Source organism: Paucibacter sp. JuS9 (genome assembly GCF_044043925.2).
Lineage (GTDB): Bacteria > Pseudomonadota > Gammaproteobacteria > Burkholderiales > Burkholderiaceae_C > JAUASW01.
Genome location: NZ_CP194172.1, coordinates 4,721,493 through 4,747,065, shown reverse-complemented (window position 1 = coordinate 4,747,065; position 25,573 = coordinate 4,721,493). Strand labels below are relative to the sequence as shown.

At 67.3% G+C, this 25,573-nt stretch carries 23 protein-coding genes, 1 pseudogene and 1 riboswitch; of the genes and pseudogenes, 16 read left to right on the top strand and 8 right to left on the bottom strand.

What is annotated here, in order from left to right:
* The first annotated feature begins 129 nt into the window (after positions 1-129).
* Positions 130-320, top strand: a riboswitch (yybP-ykoY riboswitch).
* Between the two features lie 14 nt (positions 321-334).
* Entirely contained in the window at positions 335-922 is a 588-nt protein-coding gene (locus tag ABT392_RS21180; protein WP_334277654.1) for a TMEM165/GDT1 family protein, read from the top strand.
* Between the two features lie 51 nt (positions 923-973).
* A complete protein-coding gene (locus ABT392_RS21175) occupies positions 974-2,569 on the top strand; it encodes a lipase family protein (RefSeq protein ID WP_395384628.1) in 1,596 nt (531 codons plus the stop codon).
* Between the two features lie 18 nt (positions 2,570-2,587).
* Here ABT392_RS21175 and glpK read toward each other — a convergent pair whose 3' ends face one another.
* Entirely contained in the window at positions 2,588-4,081 is a 1,494-nt protein-coding gene (gene glpK, locus ABT392_RS21170) for a glycerol kinase GlpK (RefSeq protein ID WP_395384629.1), read from the bottom strand.
* A 14-nt stretch (positions 4,082-4,095) separates the two neighbouring features.
* On the opposite strand from glpK, the pseudogene glpD reads away from it, so the two are divergent.
* The 5 genes and pseudogenes from glpD (at position 4,096) to ABT392_RS21145 (ending at position 8,899) form a co-directional block, all read left to right on the top strand.
* Positions 4,096-5,650, top strand: a pseudogene (gene glpD / locus ABT392_RS21165) (glycerol-3-phosphate dehydrogenase).
* Between the two features lie 254 nt (positions 5,651-5,904).
* Positions 5,905-6,645 (top strand): hypothetical protein, encoded by a 741-nt coding sequence (locus ABT392_RS21160; RefSeq protein WP_395384631.1) that lies wholly within the window; start codon positions 5,905-5,907, stop codon positions 6,643-6,645.
* A 25-nt stretch (positions 6,646-6,670) separates the two neighbouring features.
* Positions 6,671-6,913, top strand: a complete 243-nt coding sequence (locus tag ABT392_RS21155; RefSeq protein WP_395384632.1) for a hypothetical protein — start codon at positions 6,671-6,673, stop codon at positions 6,911-6,913.
* A gap of 10 nt (positions 6,914-6,923) precedes the next feature.
* On the top strand, positions 6,924-7,790 hold the full coding sequence (locus tag ABT392_RS21150) for an HprK-related kinase A (protein WP_334277660.1): 867 nt from the start codon (positions 6,924-6,926) through the stop codon (positions 7,788-7,790).
* On the top strand, positions 7,787-8,899 hold the full coding sequence (locus ABT392_RS21145; protein WP_334277661.1) for a nucleotidyltransferase domain-containing protein: 1,113 nt from the start codon (positions 7,787-7,789) through the stop codon (positions 8,897-8,899). The genes ABT392_RS21150 and ABT392_RS21145 overlap by 4 nt, the downstream gene beginning before the upstream one ends.
* Positions 8,900-8,912: 13 nt before the next feature.
* Here ABT392_RS21145 and ypfJ read toward each other — a convergent pair whose 3' ends face one another.
* Positions 8,913-9,800: a KPN_02809 family neutral zinc metallopeptidase gene (gene ypfJ, locus ABT392_RS21140; RefSeq protein WP_395384633.1), complete on the bottom strand. Its 888-nt coding sequence runs from the start codon at positions 9,798-9,800 to the stop codon at positions 8,913-8,915.
* Positions 9,801-9,935: 135 nt separating this feature from the next.
* On the opposite strand from ypfJ, the gene ABT392_RS21135 reads away from it, so the two are divergent.
* Positions 9,936-10,748 (top strand): head GIN domain-containing protein, encoded by an 813-nt coding sequence (locus tag ABT392_RS21135; RefSeq protein ID WP_395384634.1) that lies wholly within the window; start codon positions 9,936-9,938, stop codon positions 10,746-10,748.
* 72 nt (positions 10,749-10,820) lie between these two features.
* Positions 10,821-11,726, top strand: coding sequence for a sensor domain-containing diguanylate cyclase (locus ABT392_RS21130; protein WP_395384635.1), 906 nt, complete (start codon positions 10,821-10,823; stop codon positions 11,724-11,726).
* 6 nt (positions 11,727-11,732) lie between these two features.
* Here ABT392_RS21130 and ABT392_RS21125 read toward each other — a convergent pair whose 3' ends face one another.
* The 5 genes from ABT392_RS21125 to ABT392_RS21105 all read right to left on the bottom strand — a co-directional run bounded on the left by ABT392_RS21125 (position 11,733) and on the right by ABT392_RS21105 (position 17,905).
* Positions 11,733-12,200 (bottom strand): hypothetical protein, encoded by a 468-nt coding sequence (locus tag ABT392_RS21125; RefSeq protein WP_334277665.1) that lies wholly within the window; start codon positions 12,198-12,200, stop codon positions 11,733-11,735.
* Between the two features lie 64 nt (positions 12,201-12,264).
* Positions 12,265-14,016, bottom strand: a complete 1,752-nt coding sequence (locus tag ABT392_RS21120; protein ID WP_395384636.1) for an alkaline phosphatase family protein — start codon at positions 14,014-14,016, stop codon at positions 12,265-12,267.
* Positions 14,017-14,094: 78 nt separating this feature from the next.
* Entirely contained in the window at positions 14,095-15,330 is a 1,236-nt protein-coding gene (gene glcF, locus ABT392_RS21115) for a glycolate oxidase subunit GlcF (protein WP_334277667.1), read from the bottom strand.
* Positions 15,330-16,409 (bottom strand): glycolate oxidase subunit GlcE, encoded by a 1,080-nt coding sequence (glcE, locus tag ABT392_RS21110; protein WP_395384637.1) that lies wholly within the window; start codon positions 16,407-16,409, stop codon positions 15,330-15,332. The genes glcF and glcE overlap by 1 nt, the downstream gene beginning before the upstream one ends.
* Entirely contained in the window at positions 16,409-17,905 is a 1,497-nt protein-coding gene (locus ABT392_RS21105) for an FAD-linked oxidase C-terminal domain-containing protein (protein WP_395384638.1), read from the bottom strand. The genes glcE and ABT392_RS21105 overlap by 1 nt, the downstream gene beginning before the upstream one ends.
* Positions 17,906-17,981: 76 nt before the next feature.
* Between ABT392_RS21105 and ABT392_RS21100 the strand changes: the two genes are divergently transcribed.
* Positions 17,982-18,860: a hypothetical protein gene (locus ABT392_RS21100; RefSeq protein ID WP_395384639.1), complete on the top strand. Its 879-nt coding sequence runs from the start codon at positions 17,982-17,984 to the stop codon at positions 18,858-18,860.
* Here the strand turns inward: ABT392_RS21100 and ABT392_RS21095 are convergent, their stop codons facing one another.
* Positions 18,861-19,622, bottom strand: a complete 762-nt coding sequence (locus ABT392_RS21095; RefSeq protein WP_334277670.1) for an IclR family transcriptional regulator — start codon at positions 19,620-19,622, stop codon at positions 18,861-18,863.
* Between the two features lie 78 nt (positions 19,623-19,700).
* On the opposite strand from ABT392_RS21095, the gene ABT392_RS21090 reads away from it, so the two are divergent.
* The 6 genes from ABT392_RS21090 to ABT392_RS21065 all read left to right on the top strand — a co-directional run bounded on the left by ABT392_RS21090 (position 19,701) and on the right by ABT392_RS21065 (position 25,561).
* The gene (locus tag ABT392_RS21090; RefSeq protein WP_395384640.1) at positions 19,701-20,516 is read left to right on the top strand and encodes an SDR family oxidoreductase; all 816 of its coding nucleotides are present in this window, start codon (positions 19,701-19,703) and stop codon (positions 20,514-20,516) included.
* Entirely contained in the window at positions 20,513-21,835 is a 1,323-nt protein-coding gene (locus ABT392_RS21085) for a flavin-containing monooxygenase (RefSeq protein WP_395384641.1), read from the top strand. The genes ABT392_RS21090 and ABT392_RS21085 overlap by 4 nt, the downstream gene beginning before the upstream one ends.
* A 2-nt stretch (positions 21,836-21,837) precedes the next feature.
* Positions 21,838-22,764 (top strand): bile acid:sodium symporter family protein, encoded by a 927-nt coding sequence (locus ABT392_RS21080; RefSeq protein WP_395384642.1) that lies wholly within the window; start codon positions 21,838-21,840, stop codon positions 22,762-22,764.
* Between the two features lie 154 nt (positions 22,765-22,918).
* On the top strand, positions 22,919-23,887 hold the full coding sequence (locus ABT392_RS21075) for an SDR family oxidoreductase (protein ID WP_395384643.1): 969 nt from the start codon (positions 22,919-22,921) through the stop codon (positions 23,885-23,887).
* Complete coding sequence (locus ABT392_RS21070; protein ID WP_395384644.1) at positions 23,884-24,780, top strand: EamA family transporter; 897 nt, start codon at positions 23,884-23,886, stop codon at positions 24,778-24,780. The genes ABT392_RS21075 and ABT392_RS21070 overlap by 4 nt, the downstream gene beginning before the upstream one ends.
* Positions 24,770-25,561 carry a substrate-binding periplasmic protein gene (locus ABT392_RS21065; protein WP_395384646.1) on the top strand — a complete coding sequence of 264 codons (792 nt, stop codon included), beginning with the start codon at positions 24,770-24,772 and terminating at the stop codon, positions 25,559-25,561. Before ABT392_RS21070 ends, ABT392_RS21065 begins: the two co-directional genes overlap by 11 nt.
* Positions 25,562-25,573: the final 12 nt, after the last annotated feature.

The window sequence follows — 25,573 nt, the reverse complement described above, 5'->3', positions numbered from 1 at the left end:
TTCGTATGGGAATACCGGGTTCTCGAACCAGTTGAGTGCGTTCATTGCTTTCTCCTCCGTTGATGAATGAATGAATCAGGCCGCATGCTGCGCCGGTGCTGCTGACAGCGTGCTGGCAGCAGGGCCGTACAATCGTGCTCGTCATTGGGGAGTAGCCGCTGCGCGACCACAGCGCAGGCCCGCGTCAACACACTTGAGCCCTCTCGGCTCGTGGCGCTGGCAGTCCACACACCTGCACCTGGCAAGACCTTTGACCATCGCAGTCCTGCTTCAGCGGCCGGCCTGTGCATGGTCAATCGGTTTTCATTGCCGGCCGCTGCAAAGAAGCACTCTGATGGAAGCCTTCCTCGTCTCTACCGGCCTCGTGGCCCTCGCCGAAATCGGCGACAAGACCCAGTTGCTGGCCTTTCTGCTGGCCGCGCGTTTCAAGGGCCGCGCCGGCACGATCTGCCTGGGCATCCTGATCGCCACCCTCGTCAACCATGCCGGCGCCGGCGCGCTGGGCAGCTGGATCACCAGCCTGCTGAGCCCCGGGATCCTGCGCTGGGGCTTGGGCCTGGGTTTCATCGCAATGGCACTGTGGACGCTGGTGCCCGACAAGATCGACGAAGAAACCGAAGGCGGCGGGCGCCTCGGCCTCGGGGTGCTGGGCACGACGGTGGTGGCGTTCTTCCTCGCCGAGATGGGCGACAAGACGCAGATCGCAACGGTGGCATTGGCGGCACGCTTTGATGGCGCCTTGCTCGCCGTCGTCGCGGGCACCACGGCCGGCATGATGATTGCCAATGTGCCGGCCGTGCTGCTGGGCGAGCGCATCGCCGGCCGCGTGCCGGTGCGCCTCGTGCATGGCATTGCCGCCGTCGTGTTCGCCCTGCTGGGCGTGGCCACCTTGCTCGGCGCGGGTCGATTCTTGGGGTTGTAGGACCAGGCATCGGGACCTATAAGCAGGGCCTTCAAAGCCACGGCCCTGCTCATGCAAAAGCCCTTCTACCCGATCATCTACGTGCGCGGCTACGCCATGACCGAGGCCGAGCGCAATGAAACCGCGGCCGACCCGTTCTGCGGCTTCAACCTCGGCTCCACCATCTTCCGCGCCAATCCGAACAAGCATGAGCCGGCGAAGAAGTTCGTGTTCGAGTCGCCGCTCCTGCGGCTCTCGGCCGAGTACGGCTACAGCGATGTCTACGAGAACGGCCTGGACATCCTCGACCCCGACTGGCGCCCCCGCACCAGCATGAGCGGCCAGCCCAACGTGGGCATACCGGCCAGCTCGGTGGTGATCTACCGCTACTACGACGAAGGCTCCTCCCTGCTCGGTGATGGCGAGGCGCGCAAGATCGAGCATTACTGCCAAGGCCTGTCGGCCCTGATCCTGCGGGTGCGCGAGCTGGTCGTTGCGCAGGAACGCGGTGCGCTAAAGCCGGAAGAGTTCCGCTGCTATCTGGTGGCGCATTCGATGGGTGGCCTGGTGGTGCGCGGCTTCTTGCAGAACCCGAAGCTTGGCAGCGACGCTGCGCGCAAGGCCGTCGACAAGATCTTCACCTACGCCACGCCGCACAACGGCATCGACGCCGGCGGCCGCAACGTGCCCTCCTGGCTGGGCCTGAGCGAGATCAACACCTTCAACCGCGAGCGCATGGGGGAGTACCTGAATCTCGAAGCCGCCCTCGAGCGCTACAAGCGGGTCGACTTCCTGCCGGCCGCGGCCTTCCCCATCGAGCGCATCTTCTGCATGGTGGGCACCAACCGCGACGACTACGACGTGGCCATGGGCCTGTCGCGCACCTTTGCCGGCCATGGCAGCGATGGCCTGGTCAAGGTGGACAATGCCTCGGTCTGGGGGCTGGACCGCAACAACAACATCAGCGGCACCGCCGCCACCGCCTATTGCTACCGCACGCACTCCGGGCCCTTCGGCATCGTCAACAGCGAGGAGTCCTACCAGAACCTCTCTCGCTTCCTGTTCGGCGATGTGCGCGTGGACCTGTGGATCGAGGTGGACGAAGTGCGGCTGCCGGTCGCCATCGAAGACAAACCCGAGGTGCAAGCGCTCTACCAGTTCGAACTGCTGGCGCGGCCGCGCGGCAAGCGCTGGTACCTGAGCCGCCGCACCGCCGAAGAAGACTCGCCGGCCTGCCGCAGCCACGCCGAGTTGACGCAGCAAAAGGCGCGCGGCGGCAACCTGGTCTATCTGTCCACGGTCTTCCTGGCCAACAAGGCCAAGGTCTCGACCGTGGACCGCACGCTGGCCTATGCCATGGACGTGTCGGTGCGCGTGCCCGACTACGTGATCGACCGCAAATTCTGGGCCGACCAGCATTTCGAGGGCAGCCATCTGTTCCGTGACAGCTTGCTCATTTCGCTGGAGCCGCCTGAGCAGGAGGGCGGCGCCTGGAAGGTGCTGCACAGCTGGGAGAGCCAGCATGTGGGCCAGGCCACGCAGGCGCTCAGCTACACCCAGGTGAAGGGCGGACAGATCCGCATCGAGGTGCCCATGCCCACAGCCGCGCAGAAGCCCGGCATCGACGGCAAGATCCTCCTGCTGGTCTCGGCCTGGAACAACGACTGAGCGTGCTGCGGAGCTGCTTCAGCGCGCCACGGTCTGGCGCACGGCGCGCTCCCATTGCGCCATCAGCTCGGCGGCACGCTCGCGCGTCATGGCGGGTTCAAACACACGCTCGGCCTGCCATTGGCCGGACAGCTCGTCCAGGCCCGCATAGAGACCGCTGCTCAAGCCGGCAAGACAGGCCGCACCCAGCGCCGTGGTCTCGATGACCCGCGGCCGCACGACGCGGATCCCCAGCAGGTCGGCCTGGAACTGCATCAGCAGGTCGTTCACGCAGGCACCACCATCGACGCGCAACTCGCTGACCGGCTCGCCACCCGCCGCCACCGCATCGCGGCTCATGGCCTGCAACAGCGCGGCGCTCTGGAAGGCGATGCTTTCCAACGCCGCGCGCGCGATATGCGCCATGCTGCTGCCGCGGCTCAGGCCCACGATGGCACCGCGCGCCTCGGGGTTCCAGTAGGGCGCGCCAAGCCCGGTGAAGGCCGGCACCAGCATCACGCCGCCGGCATCTGGAACGCTCGCCGCCAGGGCCTGCACTTCGCTGCTGGACTTGATGGCATGCAGGCCGTCTCGCAGCCACTGCACCACGGCGCCACCAATGAAGACGCTGCCTTCCAGCGCGTATTCGGGCCGCGATGACACCTGGGCTGCGCTGGTCGTGATCAAGCCATTGACTGAGCGCTCGAAGCGCCCGCCCGTGTGCATCAGCATGAAGCAGCCGGTGCCATAGGTGTTCTTGGCCATGCCCGCGCGAAAGCAGCCCTGGCCGAACAGCGCCGCCTGCTGGTCGCCAGCGATGCCGCCGATGGAGAGCGCTGCGCCGAGCAATGAAGACGCGGTCTGGCCGAAGTGGTGGGCCGACGGATGAACCTCGGGCAGCAGGCAAGCCGGAATATTGAGCAGCGCCAGCAGCTCTTCGTCCCAGCGGTTCTGATGCACGTCGAACATCAGGGTGCGCGAAGCATTCGACACATCGGTGGCATGCACCTCGCCGCCGGTGAGCTGCCAGACGAGCCAGCTGTCCATCGTCCCAAACGCGAGCTCGCCGCGCTCGGCCATCTCGCGTGCGCCGGGCACGTGGTCCAGCAGCCAGGCGAGCTTGGTGCCGGAGAAATACGGATCCAGCAGGAGGCCGGTGCGCTGGCGGAACAGCGCCTCGTGCCCGTCGTCCCGCAGGCGCGCGCACAGGGGCTCGGTGCGCCGGTCCTGCCAGACGATGGCCGCATGAATGGGCTGGCCGGTGGCACGGTTCCACAGCACCGTGGTCTCGCGCTGGTTGGTGATGCCAATCGAACGGATGTCCTGCGCCCTCAGGCCCGCCTTCGCGATGGCTTCGCGCGCGGTGGCCAACTGGCTTTGCCAGATCTCCATCGCGTCATGCTCGACCCAGCCCGGCTGCGGGTAATGCTGGGTGAACTCGCGCTGCGCCTGGGCGACCAACCGGCCTCGGGCGTCGAAGACGATGCTGCGGGAACTGGAGGTTCCCTGGTCAAGCGCGAGCAGATAGTCCATCGACGTAGTCTAGGATAGGCCGCATGGAACAGGTCGATGTTCTGGTGGTTGGAGGCGGCATCAATGGCGCCGGCATTGCCCGTGATCTCGCTGGGCGCGGCTTCTCGGTGCTGCTTGCCGAGGCGCAAGACCTGGCATCGCATACCTCCTCGGCCAGCACCAAGCTGATCCACGGCGGCCTGCGATATCTCGAGTACTACGAGTTTTCGCTGGTGCGCAAGGCCCTGCTGGAGCGCGAAGTGCTGCTGAAGAGTGCGCCGCACATCATGCGGCCGCTGCGCTTCGTGATGCCGCATGACCAGGCGATGCGACCGGCCTGGATGATCCGCGCCGGCCTCTTCCTCTACGACCATCTCGCCCGGCGCGAATGGCTGCCGGGCTCCCATGGCGTGAGGCTGCGTGGCTCCGTGCTTGGCGCGCCCTTGCAGGACCGATTCAGCCGCGGTTTCGTCTATTCGGACGGCTGGGTGGACGACGCGCGGCTGGTGCTCCTGAACGCGCTCGACGCGAAGGCGCGCGGCGCCGAGATCCTGACCCGCAGCCCGGTGCTGCGGGCCCAGCGCGGCGAGCAGGACTGGCAAGCCACGATTGCCACGCCGGCAGGCGACCGCCAGGTGCAGGCGCGTGCACTGGTCAACGCGGCCGGCCCCTGGGCTGAGAGCTTTCTGCGTGGCGTGGCCAAGCCGGCCAGGCACGAGGCACTGGCCACCAAGAGCCTGCGCCTGGTCAAGGGCAGCCACATCGTCGTGCCGCGCCGCTTCACGCACGACCACGCCTACCTGTTCCAGAACCCGGACGGCCGCATCATCTTCGCCATCCCCTACGAGGGCGATTTCACGATGATTGGCACCACCGATGTGGAGCAGCCTGACGAAGCCATCGCCGGCTTTGCACGCGCCTGCATCAGCGAAGCCGAAATCGACTATCTGTGCACGCAGGCCAGTCGCTATTTCAAATCACCGGTGCAGCCAGACGACGTGGTCTGGAGCTACGCCGGCGTGCGCCCCTTGCTGGATGACGCCTCGGGCAGCGCCGCCGCCATCACGCGAGACTACGCACTGGAAACGCTGCACGACGGGGCCGCGCCGCTCCTGAGCGTCTGGGGCGGCAAGATCACCACTTTCCGCAAGCTGGCCGAAGATGCAGCCGGCCTGATCGGCGACATGCTTGGGCAGAAGGGCACGGCCTGGACCCATGACGCGCTCTTGCCCGGTGGCGACCTGGCCGCCTGGTCGGGCAAGAAGCCGGGCCGGCCCGACCAGGATATCGAGCATTTCGTCGCCGCCGTCCAGCAGCGCTGGCCCTGGCTGCCGCCCGCGATGGCGGAGACGGCTCTCGCATGCACAGGGCACGCGCATCGAAGGCCTGCTGGGCTCGTTCAAGAGCCTGGGCGACATGGGCAGGCACCATGGGGCCGACCTGTACGAAGCGGAGCTGGCGTTCATGCACCGAGAGGAATGGGCCTGCAGCGCGAACGACATGCTGTGGCGCCGCTCCAAGCTGGGCCTGCGCCTGAGCGCCCAGGAGCGCGCGACAGTGGCCGCCTGGTGTGACAGCAAGGCCCCCTGAGGCGTGGCGGCAGTGCGGGCGCTTTGCGCAAAGCGTCGGGAACGCCCCCTGTTTGTCCCCTGAGCGGGCTTCAAAGCCCCGGCGCAGCCAAAGCAGTTCACAGATCCACCCCTGTTTGCGGGGGGCGACGCCAGGGAGACTATGCAACACTACGTCGGCAGCTAGCGTCCCGCCATTGCGACTGTCCGTGCGCGGGTTCGCAGGGCGGGCACAAGCCAACAATATTGCACTATTGATCACCGATGGAGTTCGACATGAATCGAGAAGAACCTTCAAGCGCATCCGCAGCGCCGGAGCACTCGAGCCGCGCGGTCATCGCCGCCTCCATCGCCCCGATCAACCGTTCGCGCCGTCGCCTGGTGTCCGGCGTTGCCGGCGGCACCGGCGTCTTGCTGGCGTCGGCATCCAAGACCGCGCTGGGCACGGGCACCACCACCGGCACCTGCAAGAGCCCTTCGGCCGTGATGAGCGGCAATATGAGCCCCCGACCGGGTGGCTCTGGCTCCTGCAGCGGCGGCCGATCGCCTGGTTTCTGGAAAGTGCCCCAGAAGTTCAACTACTGGACCGGCGTCACCGTCCCGACGTTCTACAAGACCGTGGACGTCTGCAGCGCCGGCATGCAGGGCCTGGCACTGACTGACATCAAGACTCAAGGCACGCTGGCCAACGCCATCCTGCCGGGTGCGGGCTATATCGGCAGTACCGCCTACGGCGTCTGGGCCGTCCTGGCCTTCCCGACCTCATTCCCGGGCGGTCAGCTGCAGCGCCACCTGCTGGCGGCCTACCTCAATGCCAGCTACTGGCCCAGCGAGTACCCGATCACCAAGGCGCAAATCCTCTCGATGTGGAATGCCACCAAGTCAGGTGGCACCTGGTGCGCCGCTGGCGTGACCTGCTCCAAGCCCTGGACTGCGACCGACGTCATCAACTACATCTCGGGCATGTACGACATCAATGCCGACGTTGGCGCCGATCCGGACCTGTGCAAGAAGTGAGTTGCAACTGCTCGGCTGAGGGCCGGTGGTCAGCCCTCTGATGGGCCCGCGGCTGCAGCCGCGGCGCGGGCGCGCGTTGAGCCTGTCGCCCGCCTGGCCGGACGAATCGGCCCGCATCGTCTTTGACCGCCACTCGGGCGACTTCTGGCTGCTGACCAATCCTGCGGCCGACCTGCTGGCCAGCCTGCTGGCCGAGCCGCGCGAGCTGCCCGCCAGCGATACCGTGGCCGAACTGCTCCGCGCCGACCTGATACAGGCCGTCGGCTGAGGTCGTTGCGGTGATCGACACGGTTCTGCGGCTTGCGCCGTTCACCATACGGCTGCGCTCCGAATTGCCCGGGCTCGCCCTGCACCTCGAGACTTTCTATGCGGGCGCCACTGAGGCGCCGGGCGGCCAGTTCGTCGACTTCGACATCGAGCTGCTGCCAGGCACAGGCCTGAGGCGCTGGTGGCGCCCGCAGGTGCGCTTCCTGCTGGATGGTGCCGAGTTCTTCCTGCCGCTGCCAGCGGAGCAAGCCGGACCGGTGTTCGAGTGGGGCCTCAACTGGTGTGTGGCCAGCCAGGCCTTGGGCTATCTGGTGATGCACGCGGCGGTGCTGGCGCGCAACGGCCAGGCATTGATGCTGCCCGGCTTCCCTGGCGCAGGCAAAAGCACGCTGTGCGCTTCGCTGGCCTTGATCGAGGGCTGGCAGTTGCTCTCGGACGAGCTGGCCATCCTGGATCCGGCGCGCGGCGAGCTGCTGCCTCACCCCAGGCCGATCAGCCTGAAGAATGCATCGATCGAGGTTGTACGCGGCTTCCCTGGGGCCCGCATCGGCCCGGTCTACACGGACACCCGCAAGGGCACGGTCACGCATGCGGCCGTTCCCGAGGCTTCGCTGGCCATGAGCGAGCAGGGTGCCCGAGTCCGCTGGGTGCTGTTCCCGCGCTTCGTGGCCGGCCAGCCCCCTGCCATCGAGGAAATCGACCGAGCCGAGGCATTCAAGTTGATCGCTGAACAGTCTTTCAACCGCGAGCGCATGGGCGGCGTCGGCTTCGACGCCATGATGGGCCTGCTGGGCGGCGCGCGCTGCTTCACGGCTCAATACGGCAGCACTTCGGAAGGCCTGGCCGTGATTCGAGAAATCACCGGCGAGCAAGCATGAGGCCCATCGACGCCAAGGCCGCCATTGATCGCCTGGTCGCGCTGCTGCGCGACCCGGGCGCCAGCCACGCGCTCGATGAAGCGGCCTGGCTCGAACATGTCACTGTCGCGCGGCGCCTGAACCTGATCGGCACCGTCGGCGAGGCCTTGCATTCGCGTGGCCAGCGGCTGCCAGCGGCCATTGCGCGCCATTTCGATGGCGCCCGGCTGCTCAGCGAGCGCCAACGGCAGTCGGTCCGCTGGGAGGTCCGCTGCATTGACGACTGCCTGGCGCCACTTGGCGTGCCGGTGCTGCTGCTGAAAGGGTCTGCCTACGTCATGGCGGACCATGCCGTCAGCCGCGGCCGGCTTTTCGGCGACGTTGACATCCTCGTGCCCAGCGAGGCACTGGGGGACGTGGAGAGTGAACTGATGAAGGCGGGCTGGGCCTCGGCGAAGTCCGAACCCTACGACCAGCGCTACTACCGGCAATGGATGCATGAGCTGCCGCCCATGTTCAACGTGCGTCGCGGCAGCGTCATCGACGTGCACCACAACCTGCTGCCGCGCACGGCCCGCCTGCATCCCGATCCCGAAAAAATCCTGGCGCGTTCGCATGCGCTGGCGGCACATGGCTGCATCCGCCTGCCGGCGCTGGAAGACCTGCTGATCCACAGCCTGGTGCACCTGGTCCACGAGGGTGAGTTCCACAACGGCTTGCGCGACCTGATCGACATCGACGGCCTGATTGCCAGCGCCGCGGATTCAGTCGATTTCTGGCAACGAGTCAGCAGCGCCGCGCTGGGCAATGAGCTGGCCGCGCCCGTGCGCCTGGGCCTGCTGCTGGCGCGCGACTGCGTGGGCACGCCGGTGCCCGAGGCTGTGCTGCGCGCGCTCGATCCCGCCAGCGAAGCGCAGCTGGGCCGCTGGCATGCGGCGATCCTGCCACGGGCCATCCGCTCGCATGCCCTGCGCCCGCCCTTGAGAAGCGGCGATGCCTGGGCGCAGACCGCAGCCTACTGGCGCGCACATGCCCTGCGGATGCCGCCTCACCTGCTGGCCGTGCACCTGGCCCGCAAGACCTGGCTGTCTTTCCAGCCCGTCAAAGGCGAGCCGCCACGCGAAGAATAAGGGGTGCGTGCCTTCAGAGCGATGCCGCCTTGAAGGTGTCGCAGGCCTTCATTTCACCCGACTCCATGCCGCGCTTGAACCAGGCGACCCGCTGGGCGCTACTGCCATGGGTGAAGCTCTCGGGCACGACCGCCCGGCCGGCCTGGCGCTGCAGGGTGTCGTCGCCGATCTGGGAGGCGGCATTGATCCCCTCCTCGATGTCGCCGCGCTCGATCCAGTTCTTGCTGCGCTGGGAGTGATGGCCCCAGACGCCGGCCAGGCAATCGGCCTGCAGCTCCAGCTTGACGCTCAAGGCCTTGTATTCGCGCTCCGACAGGCGGCCGCGCGCCGCCTCCATCCTGGCGCTCGTGCCCAGCAGGTTCTGGATGTGATGGCCGACCTCGTGCGCAATCACGTAGGCCTGGGCGAAGTCGCCGGGCGCGCCGAGGCGCTGGCGCAAGGTGTCGTTGAAGCTCAGGTCCAGGTAGACCTTGCGGTCGCCAGGACAGTAGAACGGCCCCATCGCGGCGTCGCCGGTGCCGCAGGCGGTCGGGTACTGCCCGGTGTACAGGACCAGGCGAGGTGCCTCGTACTGTTTCTGGGCACGGCCGAAGTAGGTGTTCCAGACATCCTCGGTGTCGGCCAGCACGACGGCCGCAAAGCGCCCGGCGGGATCCTTCGGCTTTTCGCCCGCCGGCTGCTCGCGCTGCTCAGCCTGCGGCAGCGCGCCGCCACCTCCGCCTTCCATCAGCCCCAGAACGGTCATCGGATTGATGCCAAAGGCCCAGGACACCAGCAGCGCGACGACGATGCCGCCAATGCCCAGGCCCCGCCCGCCAACGGGCAAGCCGCCTGCGCCGCTCCCGCTCGAACTGCGGCGATCCTCCACGTTGTCGCTCTCGCGCTGGCCTTCCCACTTCATGCAATGCTCCTTGCCTGGCATTCCATCCTAGCCGCCTGCGCCCCATCCGGCTCAAATTGCAGTCTGTCAGCGCCTTGTTGGTGGCGGCTGTCGGCCTGGGCACACTCGCCGCACTTTGTGTTTCAGGAGCCACCCATGTTGAATCTCAAGAAGAAGACCCTGCTGTTGCCGTTGGCCCTTGCCCTGCTGGGCCAGGCCTCCCTGGCCGGGGACGAAAACGACTGGCGCCTGCGCATCAAGAAAGAGGCCAATGGCTGGAGCGCGCATTTCAGCGGCACCAGCGAATACGGCCCCAGCGGCCGCCGGATCAAGGGCTCCGGCAATATCGTCGAGAAAGCCCGCGCTGTGAGCTCGTTCAGCAAGGTGCGCGTCGAAGGTCCCTTCGACGTGCGCATCAACCAGGCCGGCAGCGAGGGGCTGAAGGTCAGCGCTGACGACAATATCGAACCGCTGGTGGAAAGCCGCGTCGAGGGCGACACCCTCATCCTGCGCATCCAGGAGCGCAGCGGCTATTCGACCCGCCATGCGCCGGTCGTCTGGCTCGACGTCAAGCAATTGCAGGCACTGCAGATCAGCGGTTCCGGCGACGTCACGATCGAGCGGCTCAAGGGAGAGAGCTTCAATGTCTCGCTGAGCGGTTCGGGCGACCTGGCCATCGGCATGCTGGAGGTCAAGCAGCTGTCGGCGCATCTCAGCGGTTCGGGCGATGTGCACGTGGCCGGCCGGGCAGACCAGCAAACCTGGGCCTTGCACGGCTCCGGCGACGTCGAAGCACGCAGCCTGGGCGGCGCCTCGGCCAAGGCGCAATTGAGCGGCTCGGGCGACTTGTCGCTGGGCGTGGTGGACATCCTGGACGTCAACCTCAGCGGCTCCGGCGACCTGAGCTACGCCGGCCGACCCAAGTTGACGCAGCGTGTCAGCGGCTCGGGAGAAGTCAGCGCACGCTGACACCAAGACAGGCGAGGCTGCCAGCCTCGCCGCAATGGGTCAGAATGCCGCTCAGGAGACCCGCACCGGCCCATGAGCGAAGCCCTACTGCCGCAGACCCTGCTTGCCTTGCATGAGGCCAGCCCCAATCCCGCGGCGCTGTTCGATGCGCAGGATGTGCTGCGCTGGGCCAACAAGGCCTTCTGCGAGGCCTACAAGGTGCAGCCGGATGGGCACTTGACCTGGTCGGACATGATGCGCAGCAACCATGCCAGCGGCCAGGGCGCGGTGATCGAGGCGGACGACATCGAGGCCTGGCTGGCCGCCACCGCTTCGCGCCGCGGCAAGCTGCCGCACCGCGCCTTCGAGGCCGACCTGACCGATGGTCGCTGGATCTGGATGAGCGAGACGGTTCTGCCGGACGGCTGGCTGATGTGCCTGGCCATCGACATCACGCCGCTGCGCCAGGACAGCCGGTCCCTGAGACAGGCCCACGCCAAGGCCCTGCGGGCCTCGCAGACCGATGCGCTGACCGGCCTGGCCAATCGCCGCCAGGGCTTGCAACTGCTGCAGCAGGCGCTGGCTGAGTCTGAAGCCTGGCCGCTGTGCGTCGCGCTGCTGGACCTGGACCATTTCAAGCAGATCAATGACAGCCTGGGCCATGCCGCCGGCGACCAGGTGCTGTGCGACTTTGCCCGCCAGATGCTGGCCAGCACCCGGCGCGAAGACGGCTGCGCCCGCATTGGCGGCGAGGAGTTCCTCCTGATCCTGCCGGCCGCGGCCCTGGGGCAGGCCGGCGTCATCGTCGAGCGGCTGCTGGCCCGCGTGCGCCAGAGCCGGCCGCTGGCCGAGCAACCCGAGTTTGGCTACCGCTGCTCGGCGGGCCTGGTGGAAGCGCAATGGGGCGAAAGTTCCGAGGTCTTGCTGCAGCGGGCCGATGCGGCGCTGTACCGCGCCAAGGCCGCAGGGCGGGACCGGATTGAAAGGGACGCGGGCTGAAGCCGCTCAGCGCTGACTCAGGCGCTCGCGCACCCAGGCTTCGGCCGGCGCCATGGTCTCAAACGCGGCGAACTGCCGGCCATGCTCGGCATAGAGCCTGTCCAGCAAGGGCAGCACAAGGCTGCGGCCCTCGACATCGGGCGCCACGACGTAGGCCACGGCTCTTGGCGCCGACTTGTTGGCGCTCATCTGTGCCAGGAAGTGACCGAAGGCTTCCAGCGCCTCGGGCGAAATCATGATGCTGCGCCTGATTTCCAGGATGTCGGCAAACACCGGCGCCGGCGGCATGGTGGCAAACAGCTCGCGCATGGCCAGGCCGACAGCCTGGAAGGCTTCGCGGTTGAACGGACCCTGGGCCTCGATACGCACGACCTGACCTTCGGTCCAGAACTCGATATGGCCGTGCGGCTTGAAGGCGCCGCTGGCGTAGGCCTTGATATCTCGTTTGCGGGGCTGGGCGGCAGGCTTGCTCACAGGTCGATACTAGGCCGGCCAGCACCTGCACTTCAATGGGGATAGTTCACGCTCCGGCGCTGCCTCAGCGCGGCAATGGCAAGGGCTTTCCCTGGGCTTGGCGCGGCACGCCGACCTTGAGGATGCCGGCCAGCGTGGGCGCGATGTCGGCCACCTCGACCCAGCGGTTCACCGCCCCCTGGCCCACCCAGGCCGGGCCCCAGGCCAGAATGGGCACATGATGGTCGTAGGCGTAGGGCGTGCCATGCGAGCTGCCGGAGGTGCGGGTACTGAACAAGCGCCCTTCCTTCATGATCACCTGTACCGGCGCGGCGCGCTCCGGGTGCCAGGACTTGCGCATCTGCGCCAGGTAGGGCGTGCGCTCGTCATTGCTGCGCAGCTGATCGGGGGTGAAGACAGCCTCGACCTCGGGATGCATCAGCATGATGTCGCGCGCCGCCAGGTAGACCTGGTCTGGCTTCAAGCCACGCTGGGCGATCAGCTTCTCGTCGAACAGCAGGCCCATGGCCGAGGTCTCGGTCACCCACTTGCCCTCGCCGAAGCGCATGGACAGACCCACGTTGGCATGCGCCACCAGGGCCTTGCTGCCAAAGCGCTTGGCATCGCGCCCGAGCGACTTCGCCCACTCCGGCGTGTCGGCAAAGCCGTGGTCGGCCGTCAGCATGGCCATGTAGTTGCCGGCGCCTAGGCGCTGGTCCAGGTACTGGAAGAATGCCTGCAGATCGCGGTCCAGGCGCAGCATGTGGTCATGCGAGAGCTTGGACTCGGGGCCGAAGGCATGGTTGATGTAGTCGTGGCTTGAGAGGCTCACGCTCAGGATGTCGGGATGATCGTCCTGGCCCAGGCCCTCGCCTTCCACGGCTGCGCGCGCGAAGGCCAGCGTCAGCTGGTCGCCATAGGGGGTGGGCAGGATGAGCTTGTAGAAGTCGGGGCCGGGGCCGCTCAGCTGCTGGCCCAGCACGGCGGGCAGGCGGTTGCCATTGACGCTGCCCTCGGCGCTCTGGAAGGGCTGGCCATCGGCGGCCGAGCGTGCATAGGCGTCGCAGGCGTAGATCGGGCCGCCGGCGACCGGCTGGCGCCGCGTGCTGCCGTCTTCGCATTTGTCGGGCAGCAAGGGCGCCCAGGTCTGGCCGAACAAGGCGTCGGCCGGCTTGGCCGCATTGAAGGCCTCGACCCACTGCGGATGCTGCGGCATGTAGTACGTGCTCGAGGCGAACTGGCCCGTGCTGCTCATGTACATATATGCCGTGCCTTTGTGGCCGGCCGGCAGGATGGCGCCCCGGTCCTTGCCCGAGATGCCGAGCACCTTGGACAGCGGGTCTGCCGTGCGCAACACGTCGCCCACCGTCTCGGCCTGCAGCATGCGCGGGCTGGTGCCCGCCATCGGGCCGGTCTTGTTGCCGATGTAGTGGTAGTCGGTGTCCTGGGTGTTGTAGACGGGCTTGCGGGTCTCGGGGTCCACCCATTCATTGCTGATGATGCCGGTGCGCTGCGGATAGGCGCCGGTCATCATCACCGAATGGCCGGCCGCGGTGACCGTGTGGGCATGGGCGTAATGGGCATCCATGAAGGTGGCACCGCGGTCCAGGAAGCGGCGGAAGCCGTCCGGCGAGAACTGCTCGCGGTTCTCGAGCACCTGGCGCATGGGCAGCCCGTCAATGACGATGAAGACCACCAGCTTGGGCCGGGCCGGCGAAGCAGGAGCGGCAACCGCCTTGGTCGCGGCAGGCTGCAGGATCGGGATCGGGCCCGAGCAAGCAGCCAGCAGGGCTGTGGCAAGCGTCGTCAACAGCAGGAAGGAACGGCGTTGGCTCATGGCGGATGTCTTCACTTCAACTTCACTTCAACACGGGGCAGACGGCGACTTTATACGCCGCATGTAAAGAATGCGGTCTCAGCGCAGCTGGGCATCCAGCAGCTCGACCCAATGCTGCACCGGCACCGCGGTACCGGACTGCAGATGCTGGATGCAGCCGATATTGGCCGAGACGATGGTCTCGGCCTGCAGCGGCGCCAGCGCGGCCAGCTTGCGGTCGCGCAGCTGGCGTGAGAGTTCGGGCTGCAGCACCGAATAGGTACCGGCCGAGCCGCAGCAGAGATGGCTCTCGCAAGCCGCGGTCTCCACCCGGAAACCGAGCTCGCGCATCCCCGCTTCAACACCGCCGCGCAACTGCTGGCCATGCTGCAAGGTGCACGGCGGGTGATAGGCCACGGTGCCGCCGCTGCGCTTGGCCAGGCGCGACTTCAGCGCCGGCACCAGCGACGGCAGCAGCTCGCTGAGGTCCTTGGTCAACGCGCTGATGCGCGCGGCCTTCTCGGCGTAGTTCGGGTCGTGCTTCAAGGACTGTCCATATTCCTTCACCGTCACGCCACAGCCGGAGGCATTCATGACGATGGCTTCGATGGACGGGTCGGCCTTCAGGACCGGCCACCAGGCGTCGATATTGCGGCGCATGTCGGCCAGGCCACCCTCGTGGTCGCTCAGGTGGCTGCGCACCGCGCCGCAGCAGCCTGCGTCGTCGGCCACCAGCGTCTGCACACCGGCCGCATCGAGCACACGGGCCGTGGCGGAATTGATGTTGGGCATCATCGCGGGCTGCACGCAGCCCAGCAGCATCAGGACCTTGCGCTTGTGCACGCGCGTGGGCCACTGGTGCGCGTGCTTGTCGGGTCGGGCCGGGATCTTGTCCTTCAAAGCGCCAGGCACCAGGGGCCTGAACCATTGGCCGAGCTTCATGGCTGGCGCGAAGGCGCGCGAGGTCAGGCCTTCCTTGAGGAGCCAGCGCTGGCGGCGCTCATCAGCCGGGCGCTCGACCTTGGCTTCGACGATGTTGCGGCCTATCTCCAGCAACTGCCCGTATTGCACGCCCGAGGGACAGGTGGATTCGCAGTTGCGGCAGGTCAGGCAGCGGTCCAGGTGCGCTTGCGTCTTGCGCGTGGGCGTTTCGCCTTCCAGCACCTGCTTCATCAGGTAGATGCGGCCGCGCGGACCGTCGAGCTCATCGCCCAGCAACTGATAAGTGGGGCAGGTGGCGGTGCAGAAGCCGCAGTGCACGCAGCGGCGCAGGATCTCCTCGGCCGTCTTGCCTTCCTGCGTGCCTTGGAATTCGGGGGCGAGCTTGGTTTGCATCAGAAGTCTGGGTAGAGGCGGCCGGGGTTGAACAGTCCCTTGGGATCGAAGGCCAGCTTCAGCTGCTGGTGAATGCGTGCCAGCGGCGGCGACAAGGGCGCAAATACGCCACTGCTCTTGTCTTGCGAGCGGTAGAGCGTGGCATGACCGCCGACTGAACTGGCCGCCTCGCGCATCTGCGCGGGTGGCGCACTGGTCGTGACCCAGCGCTGGGCACCACCCCATTCGATCAATTGCTCGCCCGGCAGCTTCAGGGCCGGCGCCGTCTGCGGCAAGGACAGACGCCACAGCCGCGCACCGGCGCTCACCGCCCGCTCGGCACCGACGAAGAACTCATCGCGCTGGTCACGCAGGCCTTCCCAGAAAGGCAGGGCCAGGCTGTCGGGAATCAGCTCGCCACCGAGCTTGTGGAAGGCGCTGCGCACGGCACCCTCGGCACCGGCCAGGCGCAGCACCAGGGCGCCATCCCACCAGGCGCTGGCGGTGATCGGCAAAGGCTGGCCGCCCCAGCGATTGAGTTGCTGCAGGGCTTGCGCCTGGTCCATGTCGAAGCGCAGCGTGGCCTGCACGACCGGGCGCGGCAAGACCTTCAAGGACACCTCGGCGATCAGGCCCAGCACGCCCAGCGAACCGGCGAGCAGACGCGAGACGTCATAGCCGGCCACGTTCTTCATCACCGTGCCACCGAAGTTCATCAGCTCGCCCTTGCCGTTCAGCAGCGTGGCGCCGAGCACATGGTCGCGCGCGCCGCCGGCATTGGCCCGTGCGGGGCCGGCCAGGCCGGAGGCGACCATGCCGCCCACCGTGCCTTCACCGTTGATGCGGGGCGGCTCGAAGGCGAGGTGCTGGCCTTGCGCCGCCAGCACCTTCTCCAGCTCGCTGATCGGCGTGCCGGCCTGCACCGTCACCACCAGCTCGCTCGGCTCGTAGCTGCTGATGCCGCTCAAGCCTGCCGTGCTCAAGACTTCGCCGCGCGGCTCACCGCCATAGAAGCGCTTGCTGCCGTGACCACGAACCTCGAATGGCGCCGTGGCTGCGCGGATCTGCTCCTGCAAGTCTTTCAACAGCCGCGACGTCATCAAAAGCGCTCCAGTTCCGGGAAGGCCAGCAAGCCCCGCTTCACGTGCATGCGGCCGTATTCGGCGCAGCGCTGCAGCGTCGGAATCACCTTGCCGGGGTTGAGACCCTCGGTCGGATCGAACGCGCGTTTCACGGCCATCATCTGCGCGCGCTCTTCGGCCGAGAACTGCACGCACATGGAGTTCAGCTTCTCGATGCCCACGCCATGCTCGCCGGTGACCGTGCCGCCCATGGCCACGCTGGCCTCGAGGATCTCGGCGCCGAACTGCTCGCAGCGGTGGAGCTGGTCCGGGTCGTTGGCGTCGAACAGGATCAAGGGGTGCAGATTGCCGTCGCCGGCATGGAAGACATTCGCGCAGCGCAGGCCGTACTTCTCTTCCATCTGCTGGATGGCCAGCAGGATGTCGGCCAGGCGCTTGCGCGGAATGGTCGAGTCCATGCACATGTAGTCGGGGCTGATGCGGCCCGAGGCCGGGAAGGCGTTCTTGCGGCCGCTCCAGAATTTCAGGCGCTGGGCCTCGTTCTCGCTGACCGAAATCTGCGTGGCGCCACTTGCGCGCAGCACGGCGCTCATGTGCTCGATCTCTTCGGCCACCTCTTCCGGCGTGCCATCGCTTTCGCACAGCAGGATGGCCTCGGCCGTCAGGTCGTAGCCGGCGTGGACGAAGTCTTCGACCGCCGCGGTCATCGGCTTGTCCATCATCTCCAGGCCAGCCGGAATGATGCCAGCCGCAATGATGGCCGCCACCGCCTCGCCGGCCTTGCGGATGTCGTCGAAGCTGGCCATGATGCAGCGCGCCAGCTGCGGCTTGGGCGTGAGCTTGACCGTCACCTCGGTGATCACCGCCAGCATGCCTTCGCTGCCGACGATCAGGCTCAGCAAGTCCAGGCCGGCGGCATCGAGCGCCTCGGAGCCGAACTCGACCGGCTCGCCCTCGACCGTCAGGCCGCGCACCTTCAAGAGGTTGTGCAGCGTGAGGCCGTACTTGAGGCAATGCACGCCACCGGAGTTCTCGGCCACATTGCCGCCAATCGTGCAGGCGATCTGGCTGCTGGGGTCGGGCGCGTAGTACAGGCCATGCGGCGCGACTGCTTCAGAGATGGCGAGGTTGCGCACGCCGCATTGCACGCGCGCCGTGCGGGCCAGCGGATCGACGGCGATGATCTTGTTGAACTTGGCCAGGGCCAGCGTGAGGCCCTGCTCATGCGGCAAGGCACCGCCCGACAGGCCGGTACCGGCACCGCGCGCAACGACCGGGATCTGCAATTCATGGCAGACCTTTAGGACCGCGCCCGCCTGCTGTTCGTTCTCGGGCAGCGCCACGGCCAGCGGCCGCGTGCGATAGGCGGTCAGGCCATCGCATTCATAGGGCGTGGTGTCTTCCGACTGCCACAAGAGCGCATGCGCAGGCAGCACATCCAGCAACGCGTCGACAAGCCTCGCCTGGGCTTGGCGGCGTAGCGTGGCATGCGGAGCTTCAGAGGCGTTTGACAACAGGCTTCTCCAGCGACAAGCCGTGACTGTAGCGGCTTCGATGCGCTCTAATGCGGCCAAGCCATTCCCCCTGATCGTGAAGCCATTCCGCGCCCTTTTCGCCGCGCTGCTCGCCTGCAGCGTCAGCATTGCCGCGTCGGCGGCCGAACTGCTGTTGACCTTGCGATCGCCGGAAAGCCCCACGGACAAGCGGCAGATCTACATCAATGCTGCGCTGCGGCTGGCGCTCGACAAGACCTTGGCCAGCCATGGCCCCTACAAGCTCCTGAGTTCGCCGCCAATGAACAAGCAGCGCGCGCTGCTCAGTGCGCGGCAGAAGACCCATCCCAATCTGATGATCATGACTGGCGCCAGCGAGGCCCATGAGACGGGCCTGCTCGCGCCCGTGCGCTTCCCGCTGATGCTGGGGGCCACCGGCTACCGCGTCTGTTTCGTGTCGCCGCAGTCGCAGCAGGCGGTCGCCCAGGCCAGCACGCTGGACGAATTGCGCAACAAGTTCAGCATCCTGCAAGGGCTGGGCTGGTCCGATGTGCCGGTGCTGCGCGACAACGGCTTCCATGTCATCGAGGGCGCCGGCTACGAGGCCCTGTTCCGCATGGTGGCCCGAGGCCGCGCCGACTTGTTCTGCCGCAGCGTGCTGGAGGTGCAGGCCGAAGCCCAGGCGCAAGCCCAGCCCGGCCTGTTGCTGGACCGCAGCTTCGCGCTGGTCTACGACATGCCGCAGTTCATCTACACGCACCGCGACAACACGGCGGTGATCGAGCGCCTCACCCTGGGCCTGCAGCAGGCCCATGCCGATGGTTCGCTGCAAGCCTTGATGCGCAAGCATCTCCTGCCCTCGCTGCAATTGGTGGAGCTGTCCAAGCGACGCATCCATCATCTGCGGACTGCGCCGCCGCCAGACATCGATTTCGAATACCGCAGCTACAGCCTGGACCTGCTCAAGGAACGCTGATCACAGGCTGCGCGCGAGCGCCGCAGCCGCCTCACGCAAGCGCCCGACCAAGCCCAGCGCCTCGCTCAAGGGAAGGCGCGCGCTCGGTGCCTGCAAGGCCACGGCGCAGCGAGCCGGGCTCGTGGACGCGGCGCCGCTTTCGCGCACCGGCACGGCCACGCAGTTGAGCCCTTCGACGAACTCCTGGTCGTCCACCGAATAGCCTTGCCGGCGGATGCGGACCAGCTCCGCCTCCAGTTGCTCGCGGCTGTGCAGGGTCGTGGCGGTGTGGCGCGTGAGATTCAAGCCCTCGAGCAACTGCTGCCGCTGCCGCGCCGGCGCAAAGGCCAGGAACAGCTTGCCGCTGGCCGAGCAATGCAGGGGCACGCGCGTGCCGGGCTTGAGCTCCAGGCGCAGCGGGAACGCGGTTTCGACGCGATCGAGATAGATAACCTCCGCGCCCGACAGTGCCGTGAGATTGCAGCTTTCGCCAATGTCGGCCACCAGCGCGCGCAGCACCGCGTGGCGCACGCCGGCCTGGGCACTGCCCGACAGAGTCGCCTCGGCCAGCGCGCGCGCACGCCCGGCCAGCGCATAGCGGCGGCCATCGGGCTCGCGCTGCAGCCAATTGCCCGCCTCCAACTGCTGCAGCATGCGGTGCAGGGTGGGCTTGGGCCAGGGCGATTGCGGCAGCAGCTCCGAAAGGCTTTGCGGCACGCCCGCGCGAGCCAGCAATTCCAGCAGGTCGAGCAGGCGCAGGCCCGGGGTGGCGTCTTCAGGCATGCTTGTCAAATCTCGGATTCCGGGACGAATCAATAAAACAATCCGAGACGATTCTCGCCGCTGGCTAAGCTCGCGGCCATGTTCAGCAATGCCATCGTCACCGGCGCCTGCGGCGGCCTGGGCCAGGCCCTGGCGCGCCAGTTGCTCGCGTCCGGCGCGGCCGTGGCCCTGGTCGGCCTGAACCGGGAGCGCCTCCAGGCCCTGCAAGACCTGGCTCCGGCTCGCAGCCGCATCTACACGCCCGACGTCAGCGATGGCGCGGCCATGCAGGCCATGGCGGATGACTGGACGAGTCATCACGGCACACCCGACCTGGTGATCGCCAACGCCGGCGTGGCAGGCGGCTTCGATGGCGCCCGCGCCGAAGACCTGGCCGTGCTGCGCCGCATGCTGGAGATCAATCTGCTGGGCGTGGCCACCACTTTCCAGCCCTTTGTCGCGCCATTGCAGGCGGCCGGCCGCGGCACGCTGGTGGGCATTGCCAGCCTCGCCGGCCGGCGCGGACTGCCGGGCAATGGCGCCTATTGCGCCAGCAAGGCCGGCCTGATCGTCTATCTGCAAAGCCTGCGCGCCGACCTGCGCGCCAGCGGCCTGCAGGTGACGACCGTCAGCCCCGGCTACCTGCGCACCTCGCTGACGGCGGGCAACCGCTTCGCCATGCCGGGTTTGCTGGAGCCCGAAGTGGCAGCCGCCCGCATCCTGGCCGGCCTCACGCGCGGCCGCGAAGACATCGTGCTGCCGCGGCGCCTGGGCTGGCTTTCCAGCGCCCTGGCCCTGCTGCCCGAGCGGCTGCATGAGCGCATCCTCCTGAAGCAGCCGCGCAAGCCACGCGTGGGCGAAGCCGGCGCCACCGAGATCCCTGGCCTGAACAAGAACCAAGAGACAAGACAATGAGCGAACAAGACACCCGCCAGCAAATCGCCCTGATCGGCGCCGGCCCCTCGGGCCTGGCCGCCGCGCGCAATCTGCAAAAGGCCGGCCTCCCTTTCCAGGGCTTCGAGGCCTACAGCGATGTGGGCGGGCTGTGGAACATCGCCAACCCGCGCAGCACGGTCTACGAGTCGGCTCACCTGATCTCGAGCAAGCGCATGACCGAGTTCAGCGAGTTCCCCATGGACGACTCGGTGGCCGACTATCCCAGCCACAAGGAACTGCAGCGCTACTTCGCCGCCTTTGCCGACAAGTTCGGCCTGCGCCAGCACTATCGCTTCAGCACGCGGGTGCAGCGCGTGGAGCCGGTGGGCAACGGCCCGGCGCCGCTGTGGCGCGTCAGCTGGCTCGATGCTGCAGGCGGCGAGCACAGCGCCGAGTTCAAGGCCGTGGTGATTGCCAATGGCACGCTGGCTGAGCCCAATATGCCGCGCTTCGAAGGCAACTTCACGGGCGAGCTGCATCACACCAGCGCCTACAAGAGCGCGGAGATGTTCAAGGACAAGCGGGTGCTGATCATCGGCGCTGGCAACTCGGGCTGCGACATCGCGGTGGATGCGGTGCACTACGCAAAGAGCGTGGACATCTCGGTGCGCCGCGGCTATTACTTCGTGCCCAAGTATGTGTTCGGCAAACCAGCCGACACCATAGGCGGCAAGATCACGCTGCCGCCCTGGCTGAAGCAGAGAATTGACAGCCGCATCCTGCAATGGTTCACCGGCGACCCGGTGCGCTTCGGCTTCCCCAAGCCCGAGTACAGGATGTACGAGTCGCACCCCGTGGTGAACTCCCTGATCCTGCATCACATCGGCCATGGCGACGTGAAGGTGCGGCCCGACATCGCGCGCTTCGAGGGCCAGACCGTGCACTTCAAGGACGGCAGCTCGCGCGACTACGACCTGGTGCTGGCGGCCACCGGCTATCAGCTGCACTACCCCTTCATCAGCCGCGAGCTCTTGAACTGGCAGGGCATGGCGCCGCAGCTCTACCTGAACATCTTTGCGCCGCGCTTCACCAACCTCGCGGTCATCGGCATGGTCGAGGCCAGCGGCCTGGGATGGCAGGGCCGCTACGAGCAGGCCGAGCTGGTGGCGCGCTTCCTGAAGGCCCAGGCCAGCGAGCCGGCCAGGGCCGCCGGCTTCGCCGCCAAGCTCACGGGCCCGGCGCCCGACCTCAGCGGTGGCTACCGCTACCTCAAGCTCGAGCGCATGGCCTACTACGTCAACAAGGACGTCTACCGCCGCACCGTGCGTGCCGAAGCTGCCGCCCTCGCAGGAGCCTGAAGATGATCCCTGTCGACGAGGTACGTCTCAACTTCAACCCCGCGTCGCTGCAATTGCTCAACGGCGTGCTGGCCTTCCTGATGTTTGGCATAGCGCTGGACACCCGGGTCGAGGACTTCAAGCGCGTGGCGCGCATGCCCATCGCGATGGCGGTGGCAATTGCAGCGCAGTTCCTCCTGCTGCCGGCAATCACCTATGTGCTGACGCTGCTGCTGCAGCCGGCGCCCAGCATTGCGCTGGGCATGATCCTGGTGGCCTGCTGCCCGCCGGGGAACATCTCCAACATCATCACGCACCGGGCTGGCGGCAATGTGGCGCTGTCGGTGTCGATGACCGCCGTGTCGAACGCGCTCGCCATCGTGCTGATGCCGCTCAATGTCGCCTTCTGGGGCGGCATGCATCCGACGGCCGCGCCGCTCCTGCGCAGCATCGCGCTGGACCCGCTCGAGATGGGCCTGCACATCGTCATCATCATCGGCCTGCCCTTTGTGCTGGGCATGGCCTGCGCCAAGCTGTTTGCGGCCTTCACCGACAAGGTCAAGAAGCCGGCGCGCATCCTGAGCTTTGTCTTTCTCGTGCTCTTCATCGTTGCGGCGATTGCCGGCAACTGGCGCTACTTCCTCGAGTACCTCGGCCTGGTGATGGGTGCCGTGATCCTGCATGACGCGCTGGCCTATGGCCTGGGCTATGGCTGCGCGGCGCTGGCAGGCCTGGCGGAGTACGAGCGGCGGGCCATGTCCGTCGAGGTGGGCATCCGCAATGCGGGCCTCGGCCTGGTCTTGATCTTCAGCTTCTTCGGTGGCCTCGGCGGCATGGCCGTGGTGGCCGGCGCCTGGGGCTTCCTCGACATCATCATCGGCATGGGGCTGGCGGCCTGGTGGGCAAACCGGCCAGCCGCAAGAACACGCTTCAAGGGCGACTCAATATGAGGCCCCTCGTCCAAGGCGTACCTTGGCCGGTCCCCCGAGGGGACGGCGATTCTTGCTGGCTTGACCAGCAAGCTCTCGCCCAATGCGGGCCGGCTTGGGAGCGGCCCGGCGCTCGGCCCGCAGCAATACCAAGGCGGGACGCGGAGCGACTGGCATGAGGATACTGATCACGGGCGCGGACGGCTTTCTCGGCCGCTCGCTGCTGAAGCTGCTGGCCGAAGCCGGCGACTGCGAACTGCTGCTGGCGCAGGACGTGCGCGAAGTGCCGACTGAGCGCCGCCTGGCCGGCGTCGTCTACGAAAAGCAGGATGTGCGCGATGCCAGCCTCGTGCATGCGCTGCAGCTGCACCGCATCGACACCGTCGTCCATCTCGCCTCCATCGTCACGCCGGGCCGCGGCTCCAGCCGCGAGCTGGAATATTCGGTCGACGTGCTGGGCAGCAAGAACATCCTGCAGGCCTGCGTGGCCGCCGGCGTTCGGCACCTGCTGGTGAGCAGCAGCGGCGCGGCCTACGGCTATCACGCCGACAACCCGGACTGGATCAGCGAAGAGCAGGCGCTGCGCGGCAACGAGAGCTTTGCCTACTCGCACCACAAGCGCCTGGTCGAGGAGATGCTGGCCGACTACCGCGTGCGGCACCCCGAGCTGAAGCAGACGGTATTCCGCATCGGCACCATCCTCGGCGAGCGGGTCGACAACCAGATCACCGCGCTGTTCGAGAAGAAGCGCCTGCTGGCGATACGCGGCAGCGCCAGCCCCTTCGTCTTCATCTGGGATGAAGACGTCTGCGCGGCCTTTGCTCATGCGCTGCGCACCGGCCAGGCGGGCCTCTTCAATGTGGCCGGCGATGGCGCGCTGCCGCTGCGCGAGATCGCGGCGCGGCTGGGCAAGCCGGTGCTGGACCTGCCGGCCGGGCTGCTGCAGTTCGCGCTGGCCGTGGGATCGAAGCTGGGCATCAGCCGCTATGGGCCCGAGCAACTGGACTTCCTGCGCTATCGACCCGTGCTCCTGAACACGCGCTTGAAGGAAGAGCTCGGCTTCGTGCCAGGCAAGAGCAGCGCTGAAGCGTTCGAGGCCTTCGTCGCCGCCCGTGCCGCGCAGGGCCGGAAGATCAGCCGATGAGCACGACGACGCTGTCTCGCGGCGACGCCATGCGCATCGCCGCCGTCGTCGTGATCTGGGGTCTCAACTTCGTCGTGATGAAGCTGGGCCTGCAGGGCCTCTCGCCGATGCTGCTGGGCGCCCTGCGCTTCTGCGTGGCGGCCTCCGCCCTGCTCGTGATCTGGCGCGCACCACCCCTGCCCTGGCGCTATCTGCTGGCCTACGGCCTGGCACAAGGCGTGGGCCAGTTCGGCCTCCTGTTCACCGGGCTGCAACTCGGCATGACGGCCGGCATGGCCTCGGTGGTGATGCAGACGCAGGCCTTCTTCACCCTGCTGCTCGCAGCCCCGCTGCTGGGCGAGCCGACGCGCCGCTCGCAATGGGCCGGCCTCACGGTGGCCTTGGCCGGCCTGATCGCGATTGCCGCCGCCCATGGCGAAGGCCCCGGGCAAATGACGCTGATCGGCTTCCTGCTGACCCTGGGTGCGGCCTTCATGTGGGCCGTGTCCAACCTGGTCGGTCGCGTCGCGGCGAAGCAAGGCGACTACGACCCGGTGTCCTTCATCGCCTGGAGCAGCCTGGTGCCCATAGCTCCCTTCTTCGCGATGGCACTCTGGCAGCAGGGCCACGACGCCATCCGCGAGCAGATCCATGCCATGGATCTGAAGGCCTGTGCCGCCGTGCTCTACCTCGGCCTGCTGGCAACACTGCTGGCCTACAGCCTCTGGACCCGCTTGCTCAAGCGCCATGCGGCCAGCAAGGTCGTGCCCTGGTCGCTGCTGGTGCCGGTGGTGGGCCTGCTCGCTGCGGCAGCCGCCTTCAGCGAATGGCCGAGCCCCCTGCAGTGGGCCGGCACGGCGGCGGTGCTGCTGGGCCTGGGCATCAATCAGGGGACGTGGCGGCGTGGCCGCTGAAGCCCGCAAGGTCTATATTGGGCGGACCATGCGCGCGCTGCTCTCCGTCCTCTTTCTCTTGCTGAGCCTGAGCCAGGCGCCAGCGCGGGCAGAGCAGATCACCCTGGTAGCGGAGAACGACTGGTACCCCTACACGGCGCAGCGGGACGGGCGCATCACCGGCCTGACCGTCGACCTCGTGCGCGCAGCCTATGCCAGCGTCGGGGTCAGTTTGCAACTGAAAAGCATGCCCTTTGCCCGCTGCATGACCCTGGTCGAGCGTGGCGACGAACTGGGCTGCTTCAACAGCGGCCAGGACCTCAAGCACAGCCAGGACTCCTATCTCTTCCACGCCACGCCGCTGCTGCTCAACAGCAACGGCATCTACGCCCGGGTCGACAACAAGGAAAGCGGCCTGGGGCCGGCAGCCCTGTCGGGCCGGCGCGTGGTCCTGACGCACGGCGGCTCGTATGGCGACACCATCGAGGCGAACCAGAGCATCGTCCGCGTCGTCGCGCTGAGCGACCTGGCCAATCTGCGCATGCTGGCGGCAGGCCGCGCCGATTTCACCGTGCTGGACGACCGCGTCTTCGACTACCTGGTGCAAGCCAATGCCGGCGAATTGCGCGGCAAGTTGAAACGCGTGGGCCGCGCCTTCAACGATCTGCCGATCTATGTGGCCTTCTCGCGCAAGCGAGCCGAGGCGCCGCGCCACGCGGCCTTGCTGGACCAGGGCCTGGCGGCACTGAAAGCCTCGGGCGAGTACCGGCGCATCGTTGAGCGCTGGCAGTTGCCGCCTTGAGCCGTTACTCGT

Coding starts and splice junctions, on each gene's coding strand:
- ABT392_RS21075 (WP_395384643.1), top strand. CDS start 22,919: ATGAGGATACTGATCACGGGCGCGGACGGCTTTCTCGGCCGCTCGCTG.
- ypfJ (WP_395384633.1), bottom strand. CDS start 9,800: ATGAAGTGGGAAGGCCAGCGCGAGAGCGACAACGTGGAGGATCGCCGC.
- ABT392_RS21130 (WP_395384635.1), top strand. CDS start 10,821: ATGAGCGAAGCCCTACTGCCGCAGACCCTGCTTGCCTTGCATGAGGCC.
- ABT392_RS21160 (WP_395384631.1), top strand. CDS start 5,905: ATGAATCGAGAAGAACCTTCAAGCGCATCCGCAGCGCCGGAGCACTCG.
- glpK (WP_395384629.1), bottom strand. CDS start 4,081: ATGGACTATCTGCTCGCGCTTGACCAGGGAACCTCCAGTTCCCGCAGC.
- ABT392_RS21135 (WP_395384634.1), top strand. CDS start 9,936: ATGTTGAATCTCAAGAAGAAGACCCTGCTGTTGCCGTTGGCCCTTGCC.
- ABT392_RS21085 (WP_395384641.1), top strand. CDS start 20,513: ATGAGCGAACAAGACACCCGCCAGCAAATCGCCCTGATCGGCGCCGGC.
- ABT392_RS21080 (WP_395384642.1), top strand. CDS start 21,838: ATGATCCCTGTCGACGAGGTACGTCTCAACTTCAACCCCGCGTCGCTG.
- glcF (WP_334277667.1), bottom strand. CDS start 15,330: ATGCAAACCAAGCTCGCCCCCGAATTCCAAGGCACGCAGGAAGGCAAG.
- ABT392_RS21175 (WP_395384628.1), top strand. CDS start 974: ATGCAAAAGCCCTTCTACCCGATCATCTACGTGCGCGGCTACGCCATG.
- ABT392_RS21090 (WP_395384640.1), top strand. CDS start 19,701: ATGTTCAGCAATGCCATCGTCACCGGCGCCTGCGGCGGCCTGGGCCAG.
- ABT392_RS21120 (WP_395384636.1), bottom strand. CDS start 14,016: ATGAGCCAACGCCGTTCCTTCCTGCTGTTGACGACGCTTGCCACAGCC.
- ABT392_RS21180 (WP_334277654.1), top strand. CDS start 335: ATGGAAGCCTTCCTCGTCTCTACCGGCCTCGTGGCCCTCGCCGAAATC.
- glcE (WP_395384637.1), bottom strand. CDS start 16,409: ATGACGTCGCGGCTGTTGAAAGACTTGCAGGAGCAGATCCGCGCAGCC.
- ABT392_RS21095 (WP_334277670.1), bottom strand. CDS start 19,622: ATGCCTGAAGACGCCACCCCGGGCCTGCGCCTGCTCGACCTGCTGGAA.
- ABT392_RS21070 (WP_395384644.1), top strand. CDS start 23,884: ATGAGCACGACGACGCTGTCTCGCGGCGACGCCATGCGCATCGCCGCC.
- ABT392_RS21145 (WP_334277661.1), top strand. CDS start 7,787: ATGAGGCCCATCGACGCCAAGGCCGCCATTGATCGCCTGGTCGCGCTG.